This is a genomic window from Intestinimonas sp. MSJ-38 (assembly GCF_018917925.1).
Classification (GTDB): domain Bacteria; phylum Bacillota; class Clostridia; order Oscillospirales; family Butyricicoccaceae; genus Pseudobutyricicoccus.
Map to the genome: position 1 here is coordinate 1 of NZ_JAHLPO010000010.1, position 23,458 is coordinate 23,458.

Genomic DNA, 23,458 nt, shown 5'->3' on the forward strand with positions numbered 1-23,458 from the left:
AACTGTCTGGACAATGCTGTGATAGAAAACTTCTTTGGGCTGCTCAAAAGTGAGCTATTGTATCTGCAGGAATTTCAGTCCATGGAGCACTTCAAACAGGAGCTCATTGAGTATCTGGACTACTACAACAACCGCAGGATTAAGGCAAAGCTAAAGGGCTTGCCGCCTGCAATTCACAGACAGCAAGCCCTTTCGGCTGCTTGAACAATTTTTACTTCAGAATATTGTCTAACTTTTTGGGGTCACTTCATGCGGCCTGGAGCGTTCTTTTGTTTGGCTCAGGGTACATATTGCTGCTGAATCTGCGTGACAGAACCTTGCTGGACGGTGATCCAGTAGGGACTTGCCTGGAAATAATCCTGGCTTTCAAATAATTGGGAAAATTGGGAAAAATCCTTACATTCCCGGTTTTCAAAATTGCCATCCGGGTCCAGGTAAGTACAGGTCACCTGGGGACTCACCGAAACGCTTTCCCATTGGGTTTCCGGATTGTGGAGATAAAACCCGCCAGGCATATCTTCCGGAGTGATCCCGGCTTTCTCCATTTCCTGGGTGTCGGTATCGGTGATCCATTGGGCCTTGTCCAAAGTGAGGGAGGAAGCGGCAGGATCTGGTTGGGACAGGAAGGCCAGATACCGGCCGTCTTCGGCCTGGGCAGAAGGGGAAGACCGGGGACTAAAGAGGAAAAACAAGCACAGGATCAAGATGCCTGCCGTCAGAAGAGTCAGAATCCAGGCAGCGGGTTTGCGGAAAGAGAGCACCCGACGGATGCGCTTTTGGGGGCTGACCTGTCCGAATGCAGGGGAAAATACGGCCTGGCCCGGTGCCGACAGTGCCAGCAGGGAAAAAGAATAGTCCTTTTTCTCTTCCGGAGAAAACGAGCGGATGGTTTTTTCATCGCAGGCCATCTCCATATCCTGGGCAAAGAGGAAAAAGGCGACCCACACCAGGGGATGGAACCAATAAATGCAAGCGGCCAGATAGAATAAAGATTTAAACACATGATCCAGCCGGGCGATGTGGCTTTTTTCGTGAGCGATGACAAAAGGACGCATGGTTTCCGGTGTGTGGGCCGGGAGAAGGATTGCAGGCCGGAAAATCCCAAAGACAAAGGGCGTGGGAATGCGGGAGGAAACATAGATGTTGTCACATAGCTTTTGGGCTCCTTTTAGCCGCTTTTTCAGAGAAAGAAGAGAAATCAGCCCTTTCAGAAGGAAAAAAGCCAATCCGGCCAACCAGAGCAAGGACAGAAGGCCCAGCCAGTCGAAAGATCCGGCCGCTGGCGCAGGCTGAGGGGAACCGGTGAGGGCCGAGGACAGCGGTATCACCGGTGCAGGAATGGCCGGAAGGGGACTGGCGGCCTTTGGCAGAGAAAAGGGGCAGAGAAGGCGAAACAGCACACCCAGCCACAAAAGGCAGGTGAGATACTTGGGGAAGGGGCGGAGACAAAGCCGCAGCAGAAGCACAAGGCCCACGGCCACAGCGATCTCCAGCCATCCTTGACTCAGGATCAAAAAGAGAGTTTTCATCACGGTGTTTACTCCTTCCATTGGCGAATCATCTGTTCCAGACTTTCGATTTCCTCAGAACTCAATTTTGTGCGGGAAGTAAAGGCGGCGAGAAAATGAGGCAGGGAGCCGCCAAAGGTCTCTTTCACAAAATCCTGGCTTTGCAAAGCCAGAAAGTCCTTCCGGCTCATCAGGGGACGCACCTGCCCGTCCAGGTTTTCAAAAAGGCCCTGCTGGCACAAGCGGCGCAGCATGGTGTAAGTGGTGGATTTTTTCCACTGAAAAGCATCGCTGCACAGAGTTACCAGCTGGCCGGAGGGCAGTGGGGCATGGTCCCAGATCAGCTGGGCCAGCCGCTCTTCCATCACACCCAGTTTCCGTTCCATGGGATCACCTCCTTCGGTCTAATAACTTTAAACCACATCTTAAGTTTAACATCATTAAACCAAAATGTCAAGAAAAATCACCCCGATTTTTGGGGTGATTTAAACGGTTGGAAGCCTATATGGCGAAAAGGATCTGTTGGCCCTTGGTTTATCAATTCGTAAAAACCGGCGGCCTGTGCGTCGGTTTTTACATGTCTCAAGGGGCCAGTGTACGCCAAAGGCGTGCATGCAGCCCCTTGCAAAAACTCGGCAAAGTGGCCTTTGCCACTTTTTCGACACAAAAAACACCCCGGTTGTGGAGTGTTTTTTCGTTATAGCTCTTCCTGGCAAAAGCGGTCCAGTTTCAGTAGGTTTTCTTTCAGATCGCCGCCCACCGGCAAGGCCCGCTCTCCCAGCTTTTTGGGAGTGGAGGGGTAGTCCCGGTTGAAGCGGATCAGCCGGGCGTTTGGCCATAGCCAGGTGAGGCGCTGGAAATAGTGACGGATCAGGCCAGGGGAGTTGAAACCCACCCCCAGCTCCAGAAACAGGGTGGAGGAGTGTTCGGCCTCTTTCATAAAATCCTCAAAGGGCTGTCTGTTCTTCATGGTCTCCCGGGGGATAAAGCAGTCCGGTCCCCGCAGATTCTGCACCAGGGGAGCGCCGCAGTGGGGGCAGTGGGGGATGTCCTCTGTGGGGCAGGAGAAGGAAACGGGATCGATGTCCCGGGCGATTTGCCGGTAAAAAGGTTCTCCGTCCCACAACATATCGCAGCAGGGGCGGGAGCACTGCAAAAGGGCGATGGAACCTTGGGGTTCAAAGACCCGCTGGGGATCAAAACCCGCTTTGATGAACTGGCCATCGATGTTGCTGGTGAGGACAAAATAATCCTTGTTTTGGAGGATGCGGAGCAGATGGGTATAGGCGGAGATCACCGGGTAGTCAAACCGGGCCCACAGGGCTTCGGCGGCCAACATGGCCCATTTCTGTTCCTGCGTGCGCTCCGGGTCCCACAGGGCTTTCCAAAAATGGTCATACCTTTTTTTTGAAAGCTGGGGAAAGACCTGCTCCAAGGTTTCATGGCTCATATAGTCCATCCCACCGGCAGCCGAAAGACCGGCGGCCCCGCCCACTACGATTTTATCCGCCTCTTTGATCCAGCGGGCGGCCTGGCACAGAGTGGGGGTGTTGTCCTGGGAAGCCAGGAGAGCCGCATGATGGGCATAAGCTTCCATACGCTCTCGATAAGTGCTCACGGTTTTTCCCCCTTTTCATCAGATAGTAACAGAATACCGTTTTTTCCGGCAAAAAGCAAACAAAAAAACAGGGCAGGATGCTTCCTGCCCTAAAAACAAAAAACGCAGCAGCCCGCAGCTGCCGCTATGATAAAACTGCCGAAGCAGTGGATGACCGCCGGAAAGGCCCAGGCTATTTCTGACTCACATAGGGGGTTTCCCCACCGAAAATGAAATCGTCCAGATCGCCCACGGAAACGGCCTTGATGGCATTTGTGGTGTTTTTCATATGCTCCTCCTTTCTTCCTTATTACAAATACAGTATAGAGAAAGTTTGTGCATTTGCAACAACGAAATTGTAAAAAAATCGTAAATGTGCACAGGCTGCAGCGGTTCCATAGACCATTCTATGCAGTGAGGGAACAATTAGTACGACAAATCGGGAAATGGGCAGTTAAGATAGGAGAAGAAAAACAGAGATGCTCTTTTTCGTCAGTGTGGACAAAATCCCCGCTTCCCAAGAATTGCGATTGACAGGGGAAGATGGGAAAGATACAATATATAGCGGGTTTTAAAGAGAGAACATACAATTTACAGGAAACGCCGGGCTCTTGGGGGCTGCGGCAGGAGGAGAGAAAAGAGCATGAATATTACGGAAAACGCCAGAACGGTGTTGGAAAAACGCTATTTGATCCGGGATGCCCAGGGCAAAGCGCTGGAAACGGTGCCCCAACTGTTCCAGCGGGTGGCCAGTGCCATCGCTCAGGCCGATCGGAATTATGATCCCCAGGCCGATGTGGAGAAAACGGCTCAGGAATTTTACGACACCATGACAGACCTTCGCTTTTTGCCCAATTCTCCCACCCTGATGAACGCCGGGCGGGAGCTGGGTCAGCTTTCGGCCTGCTTTGTTCTGCCGGTGGGCGACAGCATGGAGGAAATTTTTGAAGCGGTGAAGCAGGCCGCCCTCATTCACAAATCCGGCGGCGGCACAGGCTTTTCCTTCTCCCGTCTGCGTCCCCGGGGCAGCGTGGTCAATTCCACCGGCGGTGTGGCTTCCGGCCCCATCAGCTTTATGAAGGTGTTCAACACCGCTACCGAAGCGGTGAAGCAGGGCGGTACCCGCCGGGGAGCCAATATGGGCATCCTCCAGGTGGACCATCCCGATATTCTGGATTTTATCTCCTGCAAAAGCGATAACAACGAAATCAATAACTTCAATATTTCCGTGGCCATCACCGAGGGCTTTATGCAGGCCGTGCTGGCCGGGGAGGACTATCCCCTCATCGATCCCCGCACAAAGCAGGAAGTGGGCCGTCTGAATGCCCGGGAAGTCTATGACAAGATCGTGGATGCTGCCTGGCGCAACGGCGAGCCGGGTATCGTCTTTATCGACCGGCTCAACCGGGACAATGTGGTGCCCTCTCAGGGTCGCATCGAGTCCACAAACCCCTGCGGCGAACAGCCCCTGCTGCCTTACGAATCCTGCAACCTGGGTTCCATCAACCTGGCCCAGATGGTCAAGGGCGAAAAGAAAAAGGAGATCGACTGGGACAAGCTGGGACAGACAGTGGACACTGCCGTCCACTTTTTGGACAATGTAATCGATGTGAACAAATACCCCATCCCGGAGATCGACCGGGTGACAAAGCTCACCCGGAAAGTGGGTCTGGGAGTCATGGCCTTTGCCGATTTGCTTATGCTGCTGGGCGTGCCTTATAACTCCCAGGAGGGCGTGGAGATCGGCCAGCAGATCATGGGCTTTATCCAGCGGCGGGCCAAGGAACAGAGCCGCCGCCTGGCCGAAACCAGAGGGGCCTTCCCCCTCTTTGGAGAGAGCATCTACAAAGACGAAACTCCCATCCGCAACGCCACTGTCACCACCATCGCTCCCACCGGCACCCTGTCCATTATCGCCGGTGTTTCCGGCGGGGTGGAGCCGGTGTTCGCTTTTGCCTTCATCCGTAATGTGATGGACGGAGATGAGCTGATCGAGGTCAATCCTCTGCTCCGTCGCCGCTTGGAGGAGCGGGGCCTTTACAGTGACGAGCTGATGAAAAAAGTCATTGCCCAGGGCTCTTTGCAGCACATTGAGGAGATCCCTCAGGACATCAAGGATGTGTTTGTCTGTGCCCACGATGTGTCGCCCCAGTGGCACATCCGGATGCAGGCCGCATTCCAGAAGCATACCGACAACGCCGTGTCCAAGACGGTGAACTTCCCCCATTCGGCCACCAGGGAGGATGTGGATAAGGTTTACCGGCTGGCCTATGAGCTGGGCTGCAAGGGTGTCACCATCTATCGGGACGGCAGCCGCGGCTCCCAGGTGCTCAACATCGGCAAGGTGAGCAAGGAAGCCAAAAGCGATGAAGCACCCCAGGCCGCGCCCAGCCCGGCTCAGCAGCAGAACCGTCTGGAGCCCCGGCCCCGTCCGGCGGTGACCATGGGCATCACCGAAAAGGTGAAGATCGGCTGCGGCAATCTGTATGTGACGGTAAATTACGACGAAAACGGCATCTGTGAGGTCTTTACCAACACCGGGCGTCATGGCGGCTGCCCCAGCCAGTCGGAAGCCACCGCACGCCTGGTGTCCATCGCCCTGCGCAGCGGCATCGATGTGCAGACCATCATCGGACAGCTGAAGGGCATCCGCTGTCCGTCCACCATCCGCCAGCCGGGGATGAAGGTGACTTCTTGCCCCGATGCCATCGCCCGGGCCATTGAAAAGGTGATGCGCAGCCAGAATGGGGGCCAGATGCCCTCGGCCGTGCAGGAAATGGAGCGGGAACTGAACCAGGGAGCCCAGGAAAAGGAAATGGATCATTCCATTGCCGGGATGCGGTTCTGCCCTGAATGCGGCACACCGGTGGTGCATGAAGGCGGCTGCGTCATCTGCCGTCAGTGCGGCTATTCCAAGTGCGGTTGATTCTTTTGCCTTATTTACAATTTAGCTATTCACACTGTATGAAAAAGTGGTAAACTAAAAGGACCGGGGAAGATCTTCCCCGGTCCTTTTGCCAAGCGAGTGAAAATGAGAAAAAACCGCCCTACGGCGGATGGAGGGAACACCATGAAGATTCAAACGGCCCGCTTGCTTCTGCGGGACTACCGTCCGGAAGATCTGGACGCCTATTTCGGCCTGCATTCCCAGGCGCAGGCGTGGGAACAAAGTCAGGAAAAAGCCATTTCCCAAAAGGGAGAGGCCTCCAAGCTCCTGGGAGACCTGATCTCCCATCAGATCTCCAGCGATGTGGGCTACCGGGCCCTGTGCCTGAAGGATGGCACTTACATTGGGGAAGCGGGAATTCTGCAAGTGGAGAAGGACTGTAGCCGCTGTCGGTTGGGATGCAATCTGCTGCCGGAGTACTGGGGGGAGGGCTACGCCGCCGAGATCACCCAGGCTCTTTTGCACCTGGCCTTTGCCATGCTCAAACTGGAGCGGGCCGAAGCCTACGCCCTTTCGGATAATGCCCGGGCTTGCCGGGCCATGGAAAAGGCCGGGCTGATGAAAGAAGGAGTGCTGCGCCACTACCACCGGGAAGGAAAAAATTTCCGGGATGTGTGCCTTTATGCCATGATCCGGCAAGACTGGAAAGAATAGAGGAAAAGAAAAAATGCCGCAGGGAATTTCCTGCGGCATTTTGATTTTGGTTTGCTATTTGTTTTTGCTGGCGGCCCGGAGACGCTGGGCCCGATCCAGTTCTCGCTTGCGGATGCGCAGGTTTTTGGGGGTGACCTCCAAAAGCTCGTCATCGCTGAGGAATTCCAGGCTGGCGTCCAGACTGAGAACGGTGGGGGGAGTCAGGCGCAGGGCTTCGTCGCTGCCCGAGGCCCGCATGTTGGTCACATGCTTCTTTTTGCACACATTCACATCCAGGTCCTGGGATTTGGGAGAGTATCCCACCACCATGCCGGCATAAACCGGGGTGCCGGGGGTGATGAACAGAGTACCCCGTTCCTGGGCATTGTAAAGGCCATAGGTCACCGCTTCGCCGGTTTCAAAGGCGATAAGGGAGCCGGTATTCCGACGGGCGATATCACCCTTGTAAGGCTCGTAGCCGTGGAAGATGGTGTTCATGATGCCTTCGCCCCGGGTGTCGGTGAGGAATTCACTGCGATAACCGAAGAGGCCACGGGAGGGAATCAGGAACTCCAGCCGTACCCGGCTGCCCTGGGGAGTCATATGGGTCATTTCCGCTTTACGGGAGCCCATTTTTTCCATGACAGAGCCCAGAGCATCCTCGGGAATGTCGATGACCAGCTCTTCGATGGGTTCGCACTTGACCCCGTCGATGGTCTTGTAGAGCACCCGCGGGGGGCCTACCTGGAGCTCATAGCCTTCCCGGCGCATGTTTTCCACCAGGATGGACAGGTGCATTTCGCCCCGGCCCAGCACGCGGAAAGCATCGGCGCTGTCGGTTTCTTCCACCCGCAGGGACACATCACGCAGCAGTTCCCGCATCAAGCGGTCGCGGATCTGGCGGGAGGTGACGAATTTTCCTTCCCGGCCGGCAAAGGGGCTGTCGTTCACCGAGAAGACCATTTCCACAGTGGGCTCGGAGATCTTTACAAAAGAGACGGCCTCCACGGCAGAGGTGTCACACACGGTGTTACCGATGTTGATGCCGGCGATGCCAGAGAAGGCCACAATGTCTCCGCCGGTGGCCTGGGCCACAGGTACCCGCTGCAAGCCTTCAAACTGGTACATGGAGACGATTTTGGCTTTGTAGGACACATCGGGATTGTGGTAATCCACTACAGCCACTTCCTGGTTCTGGCGCAGCTGGCCACGCTCGATGCGGCCGATGGCAATACGGCCCACATAGTCGTTGTAGTCGATGGAGGAGACCAGCACCTTGGTGGGACCTTCCACATATTCCGGGGCATCGATGTGGCTCAGGATGGTTTCAAACAGGGGCACCAGATCGCTGCCGGCATCGTCGGGGGCCAGGGAAGCAGTACCCTGACGGCCGGAGCAGAAGATGACGGGGGATTCGATCTGCTCTTCGGTGGCGTCCAGATCCAGCAGAAGCTCCAGCACTTCGTCCACCACTTCCAGAGGACGGGCGTCGGGGCGGTCTACTTTGTTGACCACAACGATGATCTTGTGGCCCAGTTCCAGCGCTTTCTGCAAGACAAAACGGGTCTGGGGCATGGGGCCTTCAAAGGCGTCTACCAGCAAAAGGACGCCGTCCACCATTTTCAGCACCCGTTCCACTTCGCCGCCGAAGTCGGCGTGGCCGGGGGTGTCGATGATGTTGATCTTTACATCCTTATAGTGGACAGAGGTGTTCTTGGCCAGGATGGTGATACCACGCTCCCGTTCGATGGCATTGTTGTCCATCACCCGGTCCTGCACGGCCTGGTTTTCACGGAAAGCGCCTCCCTGTTTGAGCATTTCGTCCACCAGGGTGGTTTTGCCGTGGTCGACATGGGCGATAATGGCGATGTTGCGCAAATCGTTTCTCAGCAAGTATGTCACTCCTCAAAAGAGAATAAAATCACAGAAAGGGCGGAGAATGTCATCCGCGCCATTTTGACAAATAATTATATCACAGCTCCCGGATATTTGCATCCCTTTTTTCAAAAAAAAATTCTCTGAAATATCCGGAATAAGCTGTGAAATCTTTTCCGAGGAAAGAGGAATTCAGTAATAGAAAATATTATTGAACAATAATGATTGACACTTTTGCTTTGAGAGGTTATATTAAATAGTAAGATAGCTGTACAAAATAGGGATAGAAAAAGGATGAGACAAAAATGATGAGATTGACCAAAAGTGAAATGGAAATTATGACCGTTTTGTGGGAAGCGGATCATCCCCTGTCCCGGACAGAAATTCTGGAGAATTCCAAGGAAAAGAGCTGGAAAGACAGTTCTATTCATATTCTGCTCAACAGCATGCTGGAAAAGGGCGCTGTGGAAGTGGCCGGATTTGAGAAGATGGGCAGCCATTATGGCCGGACCTATGCACCGGCTCTCAGCGAGTCCCAGTATGCAGCGCAGCAGATCAAGTCCATGTCCTCCTATAAAAAGTCCCAGGGACAGGCCATGCGGTGTATTTTCAGCGCATTGTTGGATGACAGCAATGTGGATGATGAAACCCTGCGGGATCTGGAAAAAATGCTGCGGGATCGGCGTACCAAAAATAAGTAACCGTTCCGTTTGCTGCGTGTAAGTTGTCATTTCCCATATTGTAAGCAAGCCTCGCTGCAGGTATGTCTGCGGCGAGGCTTTTGTTTTGTCTTTTTCCATAGAATTATAGGAAATATTTCTCATATTCTGTCCATATTCAATATTTCAAGAGTATGATACAATATTGGAAATTAGTTTAAATATTTATTATACAAAAATGTTTTAAAAAATGGAAAAATGCATCGAAGGAGGAATCGGGATGAATCAGAGAAAAAGAGTTTGGAGTTTGCTGCTGGCCGTGCTGCTTCTGCTTTCGGCCTGCCAGAAGAGTGACCCGGTCCCCAAGGAGGACACAGCGCCGGAAAAGCAGGAGGAGCAACAGGAAGAGGAAACTCCCCTGGAGCCGGTGGAGTCCTTTGACCCGTCGACTTACACCAACGCCATGATGCTGGAGGATTACGACTTTTTCTGGACTACTCTAGAGGAAAACTGTGCTCCGTTGGAAAATATCCAGCAGGCCAGGCATGTGGATTTGCAACAGCTGAAAGAGAAGTTTCGGGCAAGAGTGGAAGCAATACCAGATGGAGAGGGAGAAACCTTTTTTCGCATTATGGAAGAGTTGAGTGGGAAGTTTCAGAATTTCGCCCATATCCAGATCGTAGATTCGATTGTTTATCATCGGTATCTGGATGGAGGTACTTGGGAGAGCGACACACAAAAAGAGCTGTTTTCTGCACCATTGGTACAGGCGTTTTATAACTGGGCTGATTCCCTTCCAGGCGTAGAGGAAGAACTAGAGCAGGTGCAGGAGACGGAGACTGTGGAAGAAGATAGCGATTATGCATCAAATATTCTTTTCTCACGAGAAGGAGACACTGCTATCGCTACAGTGAAAACTTTTCTCTTTTATGGCGAAGAGTCCCTTGAACAAGTAATCGAGAGCCTTCAAAATTTCTGTTTGGAAAATATGGACGCTCAGAATTTTATCATTGACATCACAGGCAATGGTGGTGGTAATGGTGCTGTGTGGGCCGATGGATTTGCCCCTTTATGGGCGGGGAAAACCTTTACCCACGAGGTAATAGCCGCCTACAAATCTGGCGAGGTTAACCAGCAGATGTGGGATGGCTGGCCGGAAAATGATCGGGAGGTTGAATTGCGAGAGTTTTCAGAAATAACACCGGAAGAATTTCCTCAGTTGGACCCTGCCATTCGTTCCTCGTGTGCCGGTATTGCCATAAAAACGGTGACTGATGATTATTCCCAAGAGGAAAATCCCGATGGCAGTCGGTTTGAGGGCCGAATTTGGATTTTGACAGACAAGGCCAATGCTTCCTCTGCCGAAGATCTGGTGCTTTTTGCAAAAGGAAATCCCTTCTGCACTTTGGTGGGTACAGCCACCGGTGGTGGTGGCGGATGGATGGCTTCTCCTGTTAATGTGGATGCCGCCATGCCCCACTGCGGTATGTTGTTCCGCTTTCATCCCTTTTATTTCATCAATGAAGATGGTGCTTCTAATGATACAAATGGAACCACTCCGGATATTGAAATCGAGTCCGGTGAGACCGCTATGCAGCGATGCTTGAAAGAGATCAAAAAGCTGCAAAAATAAAATAAACAAGAAACAGGTTTTCCTGCTTTAGTGAACATTTGGAATATTTATGAGAGAAGAGTGGCCCGGCCATTGGCCGGGTCACTCTGATGTGTATATTTTTAAGAGAAAATGGAAAAAAGAGCAAATAGCCTTGACACTCCGGAGAAAAATTATAAAATAGGAATTGATTTTTTCTAAAATATTGATTTTAACTATATTAGCCGGTAAGCAGGGAGCTTTCCAGTATAGACCGGGTGATCGATCCCTTGGAGAAGGTATTTTGATGGATGAACAGAAGATTCAATCCAATCTCAAAAAACTGGCCGTCGTTTTTATTGTGGTTTTTTTGTTGATTGGAGGCGTCTCCCACTATTTGTTTCAGTCGGTGACAAATTTGTATGAGGAATCCATACAGGGCCGATTGGCAGAACGAGCGGTGCAATACAATAAGTCCTTTGTTTTTAAAATGAATGCCGATTTGCAGACTCTTCGGGCGATGGCCTGCATGCTGGCCGATGCCACTATACAAGATATCACTCCCCAGGGGACGAAATATCTTTTGTGGAATCTTTGGGATGCGGGCAAGGCGGCGGATTTTGTCCGATTGTGTTACTTTCCTCTGAATGGAGAGAGTGTGCAGCTGAATCCCCAAGGACAGCTGGTTCCCCTTCAACTGGAAGATGAGACGGAAGAGATGCAGTACATTATCCAGCATGCTATGGAGGGGAAATCCTATTGTTCCCAGGCTTTTTATGATCCTGTGCTGGGATATAACACCCTGGGCTATGCTACACCCATATTGACTGGTGGGAAAATCAGCGGTGTTCTGGCCTGCTCGGTGAGTACAGAGTCCTATTCGAATATTTTGTCCTCCGTCGGCTCGGTCAGTGATGTCGGCGCAGCGGCCGTGCTCAGCGAAGATGGAAAAATACTGGCTTCCACAAGAACCTATCAAACAGAGGGGTTTTATGAGCTGGAAGAGTCAGATGATTTGAATGACGACCTACGGGACCAATTTGCCCAGGCCTTGTTGACAGATGACACCCAATTTTTCAAATTTGAAATGAATGGCCTGACTTTTTATGCCTGCGTCATGGCCATGGATGCGTATTCGGATAATATCGTTATTGTGGATACCGACCAGGGGATCAGCGATGCCGTTTCAGGCATGGTATACAATGCTCGCATGATTGGAGTGTTGTTTGCAGGTACTTCTCTGCTGTTTGTGATGGCGGCGCTTTTGATGAACCGCCGCTATCATATCCGGCTCCGTCAAAGTGCGTACCATGACAGGCTGACCGGAGCCTATAACCGGCACAAATTTTTTCAGCTTTTGGACCGAAGTCGTAAGAAGAATATGGAATATACTGCGGCCGCCATCAATATCCGCAAGTTCAAGTACATTAACGAGCTGTTTAGTCCGGATCGTTCCAATCAGCTGTTGAAAGATATCTGCAATGTTTTGAAAAGTCATATGGAGGCGGGAGAATTTTTCTGCCGTGATACGGCGGATACCTTTGTGCTGGCCTTGAAAACATTGGATCAGGAGGCAGTGAGTCAGCGATTGGAGTGCATCTGTGAAGAGGCCTGTCATTGCAGCCCAAGCATTCCCTCCAATTATCCCATTGTTTTTTATTGTGGCTGTGCTTCCACTGTGGACTGTGTCAGCAAAAGCCCCAATGAAGAGCTGATGAGCCATGTCATGCTGGCGCTCAGCAACGCAAAGCAGACGCAGCGGGCCAATATTGCTTTTTATGATGCCAGCATCCACGAAAAAGAAAAAATGCAAAATTATATTGAAAACCATATGGAAGCAGCTCTTCAGAACGGAGAATTCCAGATGTATCTTCAGCCTAAAATGGATCTGCAGAGCGGAAAGCTCAGCGGGGCCGAGGCGCTGGTGCGCTGGATTTTGGGAGGGAAACAGATCATTTTCCCTGATCAGTTCATTCCCGTTTTTGAGCGCAATGGATTTTGCATTCAGCTGGACTATTATATGGTGGAACAGGCCTGCAAACAGATCCGTTCCTGGATGGATGCCGGGCTTTCGCCCGTGCCTATTTCAGTGAACCAGACCAAACTGCTCTTTTATGAAGAGAACTATGTGGAGCGTATCTGTGCCATTGCCCAGCGCTATGATGTGGCCAGCAGTTTCATCGTGCTGGAGATTCTGGAAGGCCTTGCGCTGGAAAATCCGGAGCAGGTGTCCCAGAAGATCCGGCAGCTGCACGATCATGGCTTCCGGGTGTCTATGGACGACTTTGGAAGCGGCTATGCTTCTCTCACCACGCTCAGCCAGCTTCCCATTGATGAACTGAAGCTGGATCGCTCCTTCCTGCTTCAGGCCGACCACAGCACAGAGAACAATCGTAAGATCCTGGAAGTGGTGATCGAAGCGGCAAAACGGCTAAAGATTTCCACTGTGGCCGAAGGGATCGAAACCGCCGATCATGTACAAATGATGCAGGAGATGCATTGCGATTATGGGCAGGGTTATTATTACAGTAAGCCCATTTCCGCAGAAGAGTTTACCAAATCCTTTTTGGAGGCCGAAACAGGGCCGGTTTCGCTGTAAAATTCGCTATGTCGGGATGGATGGGGAAAGAACATACCGTTCTCTGATATCGATACCCCAAAATAATAAAAAGTGGGCGTTTTCAAAACGCCCACTTTTTTATGTTATTTGTTGTTTTTCAGAAAAGCGGTGAGGAAATCATCCGCTGGGATGGGTTTGCTGTAACAGTAGCCTTGGCCATAATCACAGCCCATGGACAAAATCAGATCTTCGTCTTCTTTTGTTTCCACGCCTTCGGTCACCGTCTCCGTCCCCAACTTTTTGGCCAATGCAAAGATCAGAGACATCACTTCGTATTGAGAACTTCTCTGTTCTCTTCGCAGATCCATCAGGAACATACGATCCAGCTTGATCTGATCCACATGGAGCTTGCCCAAGGTGTTCAAAGAGGAGTAACCAGAGCCGAAGTCATCCATGGATACACGGAACCCGGCCCGATTCAGAAGGGAAATGGTATCATTGAGCTGGGCCAGGTTTTCAAAGGCCAGGCCTTCCAGAATCTCCAGTACGATATACTGGGGGGAAACCTCATAGCGGGAGGTGATTTCCAGCAGTTTTTCCACATAATCGTCGCTGACGAACAGGGATTTGGTCTGATTGATGGAAATGGTGATGGGAGCAATTCCATGATCCATCCAGCTGCGCAGCAGCTGGCACACTTTTTCCAACATATACAGATCCAGCTGTTTGCAGAAACCATTTTGCTCAAACAGGGGGATAAACTGATTGGGGAAGAGCAGGCCCCGTTCTTTTGTCTGCCACCGTACCAGAGCTTCCGCGCTGTCGATTTTTCCGGTGCGCAGATTCATTTTGGGCTGCAGATACACCTGGTATTCGTTTTCTTCCAGAGCGCGGATCATATTGGCTTCGATATATTGGCGCAGCTGTTCCTCTTTGTGCATTTCTTTGTCATAGATGCACACGGTGGAATCTCCCGTCTGACGGGCATGGGACAAGGCCACCATCAGGCTGTTCAGATTGGATTGGATGTTGGTCACATCGGGAGAAGTGGTGGAAGAAACGGCGCCGCAATAAAAGGAGATCCGGTAACCATCCAGGAACTCTTCCGCCATGATCTTGAGATGGGCTTGCAGACTGTTGATGCGGCGCTGGATGTCCAGCGGTTGGCTTTCCAGAATGAAAAGATAGAAGCAGTCCGCGGAGGGGCGGCAAAGCAGCTCTTTCTCCCGCAGATCGGCATCCAGAATCTCCTTGATTTTACAAAGGAGCTGGTCGGCCCGCTGCATACCATAGGTGTCGTTGACATACTTGAAGTTGCGTACATTCAAAGCCACAAGGGCACCAGATTCCGATTGCTTTGCCTTTTGTTCCATAAGCTTATAGAAATAGCCACGGTTGTAGGCGCCGGTCAATTCGTCATAAATGGAAAGGTGAAGCAGTTTGTTTTCATTGACCAGGTTTTTGTATTCCATTTTTTTACGGTAATTGTAAAACAGGAAACCTACAATGACAAAGAGAAGACTGACAACGGTCACCACAATGGCGGCCCGGTTGGCCAGCAGCCATTCTGTGGGCGTATATTCCACCCGATCCAAAAGATAGGTGGACAAACGGGCCTGAATATCCTCATCGGGAATGAAGCTGGCATACTGATTCAAAAGGGACACCATCATATTGGCATTGGGGATGGTGTTTGTCACGGCCACTGCATAAGAGAAATCCTTGGTATCGGCCCAGTCTGTCACGATGTGGTCATAGACCGCTTTTTTGCGCAGGTAATAGTTCAAAGAATAGCCATCGATCCAGGCGGAACAATTATCGGACAGGATGTCCTCCAAGGCTTCTTCGGCGTTCATGCCAGCGTTCAGCGAGCACTGATCCGTTGCATCATGCTCTTCCGAATATGTGAGGATATCATAGCTGTTGAAATAGGGAAGGGACAGACGGATGTCGCCTTCGTAGGCCAGAGGAGAATCGGTTGCAATGCAGGCGATCAGATCCACCTGGCCATTTTGCACCAATTCGACGGCATCTTCCAGATCGTCTGCCACCACCGCCTGATATTGCAGACCCACGCTTTCGGCAAAGCCGCTGAAATACTCCACTGCAAAACCGATCAGCTGATCGTCATGTATATATTGGAATGGAGCATTTCCGGTGAAAAACAACACCCGCAGAGAACCAAGGGATTGAATGTATTCCTCCTCCTCTTTCGAGAGGCGGAAAAAATCCATATCCAGGAAATGGCGCTCAAACAATTCATCCTGCAAATTTTTGTAGGATGTGGTGATGATCTCCAAAGCATTGTTGAGCTCAGGGAGCAGATCCTGGCGCCCCGGAGCAAGGGCGAAATAATAGGGCGAAGGAGAAAAACGGCCGATGCTTCTCCAGCCTCCGGGAAGAGAAATGTCTGCTTGGGGTGCGGCATCCGCTTCACCGTTAAAGACTGCATCGATGACCTGATCGTATGTGTCATAGTTGACCACCTGATAGGTGAAGCCGTTGATTTGAGCGTATTGCTCCAATTGCTTCATTCGGGCGGACAGGCCGGGGTAGGAAGCTACAGTCATGCCATCCCATTGGGAAAAATCTTCTGAAATGTAGCTGGAATCATCTCGCACGGCCAGCACCGTGTGGGTGGAGCCGTAGCTGTAATTGGGATACAGATACATTTCTTCCAAAGCTGCGGTACGGTTCATAGTGCCCATCATGTCAATCTCGCCGTTTTGCAGCATCTGGAGTAGAGTGGAAAGCTGGGTGTTCAGGTCTCCTTCCACCTGCACATATTCAATTTTCCAGTCGGTAAACAAGGTCAACTGGTTGAGATAGTCCACCATATAGCCAGCATAGTTCCCGTTTTCATCGATATAGGACATACCGGGATGAATGGGAAAACCCACCCGGACAACTTTTTGCGATGCCTCCCGTGCATGAATGGACATTAAATCACAAAACAAAATGGCACAGAGAACCAGCGCAGCTGTAAAATTCTTCATATACTTCATAGGCCACATCTCTCTATCTGTCAGGCCGTGGGCCAGGATGGCTGCGAAGTCGCGCAAACCCCCATTTGCCCAATCACGGTGAAACATTTTCTATTCCTATGGCTCTTATAATTTTACTACAAGTGAGAAGCGGCGTCAATCGCTTCCGTTTCGTGGCTTTTGCCGAAGAGGCAGAAACCAATTCCAATACTTTATCTCGACGATGTTCCGCTCTTGTGATATACTAATCCATGTATGTTTTCATGAGAGAAGGTGCGGATATGGGCGAACAGAAGGAAGAAAAGCAAGGCCGCGGGCCTATTTGTATTGGCTTGTTGGCCCATGTGGACGCGGGGAAAACCACTTTGTCGGAAGGAATGCTGTATCAGAGCGGTCAGCTGAAAAAGCTGGGGCGGGTGGATCACAAGGACGCGTTTTTGGACACCGAGGAACAGGAACGGCAGCGGGGGATTACTATTTTTTCCAAGCAGGCTGTTTTTCAGATGGGAAACAGGCCGGCAACCTTGCTGGATACCCCTGGCCATGTGGATTTTTCCAGCGAGATGGAGCGGGTACTCAGTGTGCTGGATTATGCTGTGCTGGTGATCAGCGGCACCGATGGGGTGCAGAGCCATACCCGTACGCTGTGGCGTCTTTTGAGCCGATATCACATCCCCACATTCCTCTTTATCAATAAAATGGACTTGCCCGGCACTCACCGGCAGAGCCTGATGGAGCAGCTGCGCCGTCAGCTGGACGGAGGCTGTGTGGATTTTGATCCTCATCGCCCGCCGGAAGAATTGTGGGAAGAAGCGGCCTTGTGCGATGAGGACACAATGGCCACCTATCTGGAAGAAGGACGGCTGAAACCAGAGGATTTGTCCAGCCTGATTGCCCAGCGGAAGCTGTTTCCCTGTTATTTTGGTTCGGCGCTCCGGCTGCAAGGGGTGACAGAGCTTCTGGAAGGACTGGAACGGTACGCGACTCCCCGGGTTTATGGCGGGGAGTTCGCCGCCCGGGTTTATAAGATCGGACGGGACCCGCAAGGGGCCCGGTTGACCTATCTGAAAGTGACAGGGGGTACCTTGCGGGTCAAGGCTCTTCTCTCCGGCAAAGGCCGGGCGGGAGAGGAACCCTGGGAGGAAAAGGTGGATCAGATCCGCATCTATTCCGGCGCCCGGTACCAGGCGGTGGACCAGGCCCCGGCGGGGACGGTGTGCGCCGTCACCGGGCTGAGCCGAACCTGGGCCGGAGAGGGCCTGGGGGCCGAAGCGGGAAGCACTTTGCCGGTACTGGAGCCGGTGCTTACCTATCAGGTGATCCTGCCGCCGGACAAAGATCCCCATACCGCCCTTTCCCAGCTGCGTCAGCTGGAAGAAGAGGACCCCCAGCTCCATCTGGTGTGGAATGAACAGCTGCGGCAGATCCACATCCAACTGATGGGGCAGGTGCAGCTGGAAATTTTGCAGAAGGTCATCGCCCAGCGGTTTTCCATGGAAGTATCCTTCGGCCAGGGGAATATCGTATACAAAGAGACCATCGCAAACAAAGTGGAAGGGGTGGGGCATTATGAGCCCCTGCGCCACTATGCCGAAGTCCATTTGATTCTGGAGCCGGGAGAGCGGGGCAGCGGCCTTTGTTTTGATGTTCAGTGTCCGGAAGAGGTGCTGGAGCGATCCTGGCAGCGGCTGGTGCTCAGCCATCTGGAGGAAAAGACCCATCTGGGAGTGCTCACCGGTTCTCCCATCACCGATATGAAGATCACCTTGGTGGGAGGCCGGGCCCACGAAAAGCACACCGAAGGGGGCGACTTCCGTCAGGCCACCTATCGGGCAGTGCGGCAAGGGCTGATGCAGGCCGAAAGTGTGCTGTTGGAACCCTGGTATGATCTGCGGCTGGAACTGCCGCCTACGGCAGTGGGACGGGCCATGGCCGACATCCAGCGGATGGGCGGCGTGGTGTCTCCGCCGGAAAGCCAGGGGGAAGAGGCCGTGCTCACCGGCCGGGCGCCGGTATCCGCCTTGGGGGATTATGCCGCCCAGGTGACGGCCTACACCAAAGGCCAGGGCCGTCTTTCTCTGGCCCTGGGAGGGTATGCTCCCTGCCACGACCAACAGCAGGTGGTGGAGCAAATGGGCTACGATCCCCAGCGGGATCTGGAAAACAGCCCGGATTCGGTGTTCTGTGCCCATGGGGCAGGCTTTGCCGTCAAGTGGGATCAGGTGCCGGAATATATGCACCTGCCCTCTTTTTTGGAAAAGAAGCGGGAGGAAGCCGCTCCAGCCGCTCCAGCCGCTCCGGCGGTTTCCCGGTATGCCGGCTCTTTGGAAGAGGACAAAGAGCTGATGGCCATCTATGAGCGGACCTATGGCCCCATCCGCCGCCGGGATTTTGAAAGCCGGGCCAAAAAGGCACCGGAGAAGCCAGCGCAGCAACCGGAGGAGGAAAAGCCGGCAGTGCGTCAGACCCTTTCCGGCCCGGGACTTGCCCGCCGGGAAGAATATCTGCTGGTGGACGGCTACAATATCATCTTCGCCTGGGATGAGCTGAAAACCATCGCCCAAAAGAGCATGGACACCGCCCGGCAGATCCTGATGGACATCCTCAGCAATTACCAGGGCTACCGGGGAAACCATGTGATCTTGGTTTTTGACGCCTACAAAGTGCCGGGGAATCTGGGAAGCGTCAGCCGGTATCATAACATCCATGTGGTGTACACCAAGGAAACGGAGACGGCAGACAGCTATATTGAAAAAACCACCTATTCCATCGCCCGTCATCACAAGGTGCAGGTGGCCACTTCGGACAACCTGGAGCAAGTGATCATTCTGGGCCATGGTGCGCTGCGCATTTCCGCTGCCGAATTGCGCGCCCAGGTGGGACAAGTGAAGCAGCAGATCGACCAGATTCTGGAGGAAAGCCACAGGGGCAAGAACCAGGCCCTGGGCCATGCCTTGGAAAAGGCTCGGGAAAAATAGAAGAAACAGAAAAAGCCGCCGGTTTTCCGGCGGCTTTTTCGTTTACAGTTCAAAATCTTCCTTGGTAAACTTCTTTTGGGAAGGGTTTGCAGGGGGCCGGGGGATGCGGCGCAGGGGATCATAGCGATAATGGCGGCAGCAGAAATCAAAATCCACCGGACCTTTCAGGCTGCAAAGCACCAGCCGGTCATCCAGATCGGAGGAGTGCTCGCAAAAGGCGCAGCAGCGCTTGATCTCAGGGTCAAAGAGCATAGGCTTTTCCTCCTTCCGGTTTGTGTTATCCTGCCCTGTCTTTTTCTTATTATACCGGCTTGCGCGGGCTGTGACAATGGTTTTTTCCCCATTTTCCCCGTCTCAGGCCGGTGAGGAGCCAAAGGATCAGGCAAAGCAGGCTGGAAAAGAGAAAAATGGAAAGGGGGGACAGGGAGCTGGGGGATGCCTGGAAGAACAGACCGCTGGCCGCCGCAGTCTGGGGCGGAAGACGCAGGGCGGCAATGTAGGTAAACAGGGCGGACAATGCGCCATGGGTGATTTTTCCCATAAAGTAAGGGGCGGCAGAAAGGCCGCTGCTGGTGAGAAAAGATAGGGACTGGAAATGGACGCTGAGTCCGCCGAAGGCCAGGAGAAAAGCTGCGGCAGAAAGGCGAAGAGGCAGAGCGCCCGCCACTTCCGAAAGCCCCCAGATGCCGGTGGTCATTTCCAGGCTTCCGGAGAGAATCGGTGCGGCAAAATCCCGGGATACGCCCAGTCTTTTCAATAGCGAGAGAAGGACCCCTGTAATGCCCATCTGCTCCAGCAGGCCGATGCACAAACCGAAAAAGAGAACAAAGGCGCACACATTGAGCAGAGAGGACATGGCAGAGGTGACGCTTTCCACCAAGGCGTGGCTGAAGGGCATGGCTTTTTCCGAGGAAACCGGAGAAAGACGGCGGGGAGAGGAAGAACCGTAAAAGCGGAAGAGCAGGCCGGTGCAAAGGCTGGCCAGCACATGACAGCCCCAGAGCAACAGTCCGGCCTGGAGACTGTGAAAGACAGCCAGGCCTGCCACGCCCAGGATGAATGCCGGGCCACAGTTGTTGCAAAATGCCAGAAGACGCTGGGTTTCCTCTCGGGAGCACAGTTTCTGTTCATAGAGAGTACAGGCGGTTTTGGCCCCCACCGGGTATCCGCCTAGCAGTCCCAGAGCAAACACCGGGGCGCAGACGCCAGGCAGGCGGAAGAGAACTTTTACCGGTTTTTCCAGCAGCCGTCCGCATTTGGCGGCGGCGCCGGTGCGCACCATCATCCCGGAAAATACAAAGAAGGGAAACAGGGAGGGGATGAGCACCTGGGCACAAAGGGAGAGCCCCTGGCGCAGGCTTTCCGAGGCCTCCCGCCCATAGCGCAAAAGGCCATAGGCAAAGAGACACAGCCCCACATCGGGGAGAATGGCAAGGAAGGGAGAAAGGAGATTTTTTTTCATAGCGGCTTCACCTCGCTGAGATATATGAGGGGGACAGGCAAAAATAGCACCTTTGGCGCATAGGAATAGGTGGCAAATGAGCAAAAGCGGGGTGAATGGATGAAAAAGAAAAAATGGAAAAAGCCCCGGCCCCGGCAGGAGAGCTTGCGGGAGTGCCTGGCCCGGGCGGCGGAAGAGCTGGAGCTGTCCGCCTCTACGGTGTTGGATATTCCGGAACTGGAATGTAGCCCGCGGGAGGTGCTGCTGGAGCGCCACCATGGGGTGCTGGAATACACCGATGAGCGCATCCGGGTGGCAGCCCGGGATGTGACGGTGGAGATCCGGGGCATGGATCTGCGTCTGGGGGCCATGAGCCAGGGGGCGCTGCACATCCGGGGCCAGGTGGCCGCGGTGGAATTTATCCGATCGTGAGGGATGACTGATGCTTCTTGGGCTGATCAATTATGTGCGGGGCTGGGTGCGAGTGGAGATCCGGGGAGCGGCCATCGAGCGCTTCCTCAATCTCTGTGCCCAGAATGATATCGCCTTCTGGGATGTGCGCCGTCTGGCCCCTGATGTGGTGCAGGCCACCGTGCGCATCCAGGGCTTTCGGCAGCTGCGGCATTTCACCCGTCGGATGATGTGCTCGGTGCATATCGTCAAAAAAAGGGGCGTGCCCTTTCACACCCATCGTCTGCTGCCCCGGGTGGCTTTGTGGGGCGGCGCTTTGGTGTGTGCCGGGGCCCTTTTGGCGGCCACCCGGTTTTTATGGGTGGTGGATGTGACCGGCTGCGATCACACGCTCCAGGCGGAGGCCCTGCGTCTGGCCGAGGAAGCCGGTCTGCGCCCCGGCGTGGGGAAAAACAAGGTGGACAGCGAGGAAGTGCGCAGCTATGTGATGACCCACAGCGACAATTTTTCTTTTGTGGCGGTGAACATCAACGGAAGTCAGGCTCAGATTTTGGCCTACGGACGAAAGGAGACGCCGGAAATGGTGCCGGTGGATGAACCCTGTGATGTGGTGGCCGACAAGGACGGGATCATTGAGAGCATCCAGATCAAGGCTGGATTGGGAATGAAGAAAGCCGGGGATACTGTGGTGCAGGGGGACATCCTGGTCACCGGCACCATGGTCAGTGCCCTGGACGAAGTGCGCCAGGTTCACGCCATGGCCGATGTGACGCTGCGCACCTGGCATACCCTGGAGCAGGTGATGCCCACAAAGGTGCAGACAAAGGTGCCCACCGGACGGGAAAAGGTGCGCCGTTTTCTGGTGATCGGCTCCCGGCGTATCCAGCTTTCTTTCGTTGAAAAGGAGCCTTTCCCGTGTTATGATATCCTTATGGAAGAAAAGCAGCTGAAACTCACCGAAAACACCCCTCTTCCTGTGAAACTGGTTACCGAGCGGTATGTGGAGTATACGCCCAAGGACTATGTGGTCATTCAGGAGACGGCGGAAAAGGTGATGGAGCAGCGCTTGGAAGAGCTGTTGGAGCTGACCTTGCCGGAGGCCCAGGTGGAAAGTCGTCAGTTCCAATGCCAATATGAAGTCCCCTTTGCCCGGAGCGCTTTGCAGGTGGAGTGCCGGGAGCAGGCGGGCGTTTTGCAGGAAGTATCGGGCATTTCCCGAAAAACAACGGAGGAAGGCAATGATTGAACAGACCATCAGCATTGAGCGCATGGAAGAGATCGTCAATTTGTTTGGCTCTTTTGATGAAAATATCCGGCTTTTGGAGCAGGAGTATCAGGTGAGCATCGTCTGCCGGGACGATCATCTGAAGATCTGCGGCGAACCGGACGGTGTACTGGGGGCCCAGAATGCCATTACCGAGCTTTTGCGCCTGGCGGCCAAAGGCGAGCAGATCACCCCCCAGAATGTGAATTATGTGGTGTCCCTCATCAAGGATGGCCAGCAGGATAAGCTGAGCCAGATGGGGGGCGGGGTCATCTGCGTCACCGCAAAAGGCCGGCCCATCAAGGCCAAGACGGTGGGCCAGCAGGCCTATGTGGACTGCATTGAGGAAAACACCATTACTCTGGGTGTGGGGCCGGCCGGTACCGGCAAGACCTATCTGGCGGTAGCCAAGGCAGTGGTGGCCTTCCGGGAAAAGGCCATCAACCGGATCATCCTCACCCGTCCGGCGGTGGAGGCCGGGGAAAAGCTGGGCTTTCTCCCAGGGGATCTGCAAAACAAGGTAGACCCCTATCTGCGTCCTCTTTATGACGCCTTGTTCGATATGCTGGGGCCGGAGACCTTCCAGCGGTATCTGGAGCGGGGCAGCATCGAGGTGGCTCCTCTAGCCTATATGCGCGGACGCACCCTGGACGATTCCTTTATCATCCTGGACGAGGCCCAGAACACCACGCCGGAACAGATGAAGATGTTCCTCACCCGTATGGGATTTAATTCCAAGGTGGTCATTACCGGTGACATCACCCAGATCGACCTTCCTGATGGCAAAATGAGCGGTCTGAAAGAAGCTATGCGGGTGCTCAAAGGGGTGGAAGGCATCGGCCAGTGTACCCTGACGGCCCGGGATGTGGTGCGCCATGAACTGGTGCAGAAGATCGTCACGGCCTATGCCAGATACGAAGAGCAGAAGCAGAAAAGTCGGGAGGGCAAAGAGAAAAACCGGCGGAACTTCAAAAAATAAGAAAAAGGGAAAGCGCAGAATGCGCTTTCCC

17 protein-coding genes are annotated in these 23,458 nt (G+C 53.4%); 10 read left to right on the forward strand and 7 right to left on the reverse strand.

What is annotated here, in order from left to right; translation table 11 throughout:
• On the forward strand, window positions 1-204 hold a 204-nt coding region (locus KQI26_RS07645; protein ID WP_216503868.1), incomplete at its 5' end, for an IS3 family transposase.
• Window positions 205-278: 74 nt separating this feature from the next.
• Here KQI26_RS07645 and KQI26_RS07650 read toward each other — a convergent pair.
• The 3 genes from KQI26_RS07650 to KQI26_RS07660 form a co-directional block, all read right to left on the reverse strand.
• Window positions 279-1,529, reverse strand: coding sequence for a M56 family metallopeptidase (locus KQI26_RS07650; RefSeq protein ID WP_253292744.1), 1,251 nt, complete (start codon window positions 1,527-1,529; stop codon window positions 279-281).
• Window positions 1,530-1,537: 8 nt separating this feature from the next.
• Entirely contained in the window at window positions 1,538-1,894 is a 357-nt protein-coding gene (locus KQI26_RS07655) for a BlaI/MecI/CopY family transcriptional regulator (RefSeq protein ID WP_216503958.1), read from the reverse strand.
• Window positions 1,895-2,205: 311 nt separating this feature from the next.
• Complete coding sequence (locus tag KQI26_RS07660) at window positions 2,206-3,126, reverse strand: hypothetical protein (RefSeq protein WP_216503959.1); 921 nt, start codon at window positions 3,124-3,126, stop codon at window positions 2,206-2,208.
• A gap of 622 nt (window positions 3,127-3,748) precedes the next feature.
• Between KQI26_RS07660 and KQI26_RS07665 the strand changes: the two genes are divergently transcribed.
• Together KQI26_RS07665 and KQI26_RS07670 are read left to right on the forward strand one after the other, a co-directional pair.
• The gene (locus KQI26_RS07665) at window positions 3,749-6,031 is read left to right on the forward strand and encodes a vitamin B12-dependent ribonucleotide reductase (RefSeq protein WP_216503960.1); all 2,283 of its coding nucleotides are present in this window, start codon (window positions 3,749-3,751) and stop codon (window positions 6,029-6,031) included.
• Window positions 6,032-6,175: 144 nt separating this feature from the next.
• Window positions 6,176-6,706 (forward strand): GNAT family N-acetyltransferase, encoded by a 531-nt coding sequence (locus KQI26_RS07670; protein ID WP_216503961.1) that lies wholly within the window; start codon window positions 6,176-6,178, stop codon window positions 6,704-6,706.
• A gap of 54 nt (window positions 6,707-6,760) precedes the next feature.
• Here KQI26_RS07670 and typA read toward each other — a convergent pair whose 3' ends face one another.
• Window positions 6,761-8,578 carry a translational GTPase TypA gene (gene typA, locus KQI26_RS07675; RefSeq protein WP_216503962.1) on the reverse strand — a complete coding sequence of 606 codons (1,818 nt, stop codon included), beginning with the start codon at window positions 8,576-8,578 and terminating at the stop codon, window positions 6,761-6,763.
• Window positions 8,579-8,865: 287 nt separating this feature from the next.
• Here typA and KQI26_RS07680 point away from each other — a divergent pair, with 287 nt between their 5' ends.
• The 3 genes from KQI26_RS07680 (at window position 8,866) to KQI26_RS07690 (ending at window position 13,409) form a co-directional block, all read left to right on the forward strand.
• Window positions 8,866-9,261 carry a BlaI/MecI/CopY family transcriptional regulator gene (locus KQI26_RS07680; protein ID WP_118426220.1) on the forward strand — a complete coding sequence of 132 codons (396 nt, stop codon included), beginning with the start codon at window positions 8,866-8,868 and terminating at the stop codon, window positions 9,259-9,261.
• Window positions 9,262-9,499: 238 nt separating this feature from the next.
• Window positions 9,500-10,852, forward strand: a complete 1,353-nt coding sequence (locus tag KQI26_RS07685; RefSeq protein ID WP_216503963.1) for a S41 family peptidase — start codon at window positions 9,500-9,502, stop codon at window positions 10,850-10,852.
• Between the two features lie 265 nt (window positions 10,853-11,117).
• Entirely contained in the window at window positions 11,118-13,409 is a 2,292-nt protein-coding gene (locus tag KQI26_RS07690; protein ID WP_216503964.1) for an EAL domain-containing protein, read from the forward strand.
• 104 nt (window positions 13,410-13,513) lie between these two features.
• Here the strand turns inward: KQI26_RS07690 and KQI26_RS07695 are convergent, their stop codons facing one another.
• Window positions 13,514-16,375 (reverse strand): EAL domain-containing protein, encoded by a 2,862-nt coding sequence (locus KQI26_RS07695; protein WP_216503965.1) that lies wholly within the window; start codon window positions 16,373-16,375, stop codon window positions 13,514-13,516.
• A gap of 260 nt (window positions 16,376-16,635) precedes the next feature.
• Between KQI26_RS07695 and KQI26_RS07700 the strand changes: the two genes are divergently transcribed.
• Window positions 16,636-19,332, forward strand: coding sequence for a translation factor GTPase family protein (locus KQI26_RS07700; protein WP_216503966.1), 2,697 nt, complete (start codon window positions 16,636-16,638; stop codon window positions 19,330-19,332).
• A 42-nt stretch (window positions 19,333-19,374) separates the two neighbouring features.
• Here the strand turns inward: KQI26_RS07700 and KQI26_RS07705 are convergent, their stop codons facing one another.
• Together KQI26_RS07705 and KQI26_RS07710 are read right to left on the reverse strand one after the other, a co-directional pair.
• Window positions 19,375-19,584, reverse strand: a complete 210-nt coding sequence (locus tag KQI26_RS07705; protein WP_118426215.1) for a hypothetical protein — start codon at window positions 19,582-19,584, stop codon at window positions 19,375-19,377.
• Window positions 19,585-19,633: 49 nt separating this feature from the next.
• Window positions 19,634-20,794 (reverse strand): nucleoside recognition domain-containing protein, encoded by a 1,161-nt coding sequence (locus KQI26_RS07710; RefSeq protein ID WP_216503967.1) that lies wholly within the window; start codon window positions 20,792-20,794, stop codon window positions 19,634-19,636.
• Window positions 20,795-20,893: 99 nt separating this feature from the next.
• Between KQI26_RS07710 and KQI26_RS07715 the strand changes: the two genes are divergently transcribed.
• The 3 genes from KQI26_RS07715 to KQI26_RS07725 are packed head-to-tail and all read left to right on the forward strand — an operon-like array spanning window position 20,894 to window position 23,427.
• Window positions 20,894-21,205, forward strand: coding sequence for a YabP/YqfC family sporulation protein (locus KQI26_RS07715; RefSeq protein WP_118426213.1), 312 nt, complete (start codon window positions 20,894-20,896; stop codon window positions 21,203-21,205).
• Window positions 21,206-21,215: 10 nt separating this feature from the next.
• Window positions 21,216-22,430, forward strand: coding sequence for a sporulation protein YqfD (yqfD, locus tag KQI26_RS07720; protein ID WP_216503968.1), 1,215 nt, complete (start codon window positions 21,216-21,218; stop codon window positions 22,428-22,430).
• Window positions 22,423-23,427 (forward strand): PhoH family protein, encoded by a 1,005-nt coding sequence (locus KQI26_RS07725; protein WP_118746917.1) that lies wholly within the window; start codon window positions 22,423-22,425, stop codon window positions 23,425-23,427. Before yqfD ends, KQI26_RS07725 begins: the two co-directional genes overlap by 8 nt.
• The last annotated feature ends 31 nt before the right edge of the window (window positions 23,428-23,458 follow it).

What these genes read in the sequence shown, in the direction of transcription:
- KQI26_RS07650 (WP_253292744.1), bottom strand. Translation starts at nt 1,529, where the DNA reads ATGAAAACTCTCTTTTTGATCCTGAGTCAAGGATGGCTGGAGATCGCT.
- KQI26_RS07655 (WP_216503958.1), bottom strand. Translation starts at nt 1,894, where the DNA reads ATGGAACGGAAACTGGGTGTGATGGAAGAGCGGCTGGCCCAGCTGATC.
- KQI26_RS07665 (WP_216503960.1), top strand. Translation starts at nt 3,749, where the DNA reads ATGAATATTACGGAAAACGCCAGAACGGTGTTGGAAAAACGCTATTTG.
- KQI26_RS07670 (WP_216503961.1), top strand. Translation starts at nt 6,176, where the DNA reads ATGAAGATTCAAACGGCCCGCTTGCTTCTGCGGGACTACCGTCCGGAA.
- KQI26_RS07680 (WP_118426220.1), top strand. Translation starts at nt 8,866, where the DNA reads ATGATGAGATTGACCAAAAGTGAAATGGAAATTATGACCGTTTTGTGG.
- KQI26_RS07685 (WP_216503963.1), top strand. Translation starts at nt 9,500, where the DNA reads ATGAATCAGAGAAAAAGAGTTTGGAGTTTGCTGCTGGCCGTGCTGCTT.
- KQI26_RS07690 (WP_216503964.1), top strand. Translation starts at nt 11,118, where the DNA reads ATGGATGAACAGAAGATTCAATCCAATCTCAAAAAACTGGCCGTCGTT.
- KQI26_RS07695 (WP_216503965.1), bottom strand. Translation starts at nt 16,375, where the DNA reads ATGAAGTATATGAAGAATTTTACAGCTGCGCTGGTTCTCTGTGCCATT.
- KQI26_RS07700 (WP_216503966.1), top strand. Translation starts at nt 16,636, where the DNA reads ATGGGCGAACAGAAGGAAGAAAAGCAAGGCCGCGGGCCTATTTGTATT.
- KQI26_RS07705 (WP_118426215.1), bottom strand. Translation starts at nt 19,584, where the DNA reads ATGCTCTTTGACCCTGAGATCAAGCGCTGCTGCGCCTTTTGCGAGCAC.
- KQI26_RS07710 (WP_216503967.1), bottom strand. Translation starts at nt 20,794, where the DNA reads ATGAAAAAAAATCTCCTTTCTCCCTTCCTTGCCATTCTCCCCGATGTG.
- KQI26_RS07715 (WP_118426213.1), top strand. Translation starts at nt 20,894, where the DNA reads ATGAAAAAGAAAAAATGGAAAAAGCCCCGGCCCCGGCAGGAGAGCTTG.
- yqfD (WP_216503968.1), top strand. Translation starts at nt 21,216, where the DNA reads ATGCTTCTTGGGCTGATCAATTATGTGCGGGGCTGGGTGCGAGTGGAG.
- KQI26_RS07725 (WP_118746917.1), top strand. Translation starts at nt 22,423, where the DNA reads ATGATTGAACAGACCATCAGCATTGAGCGCATGGAAGAGATCGTCAAT.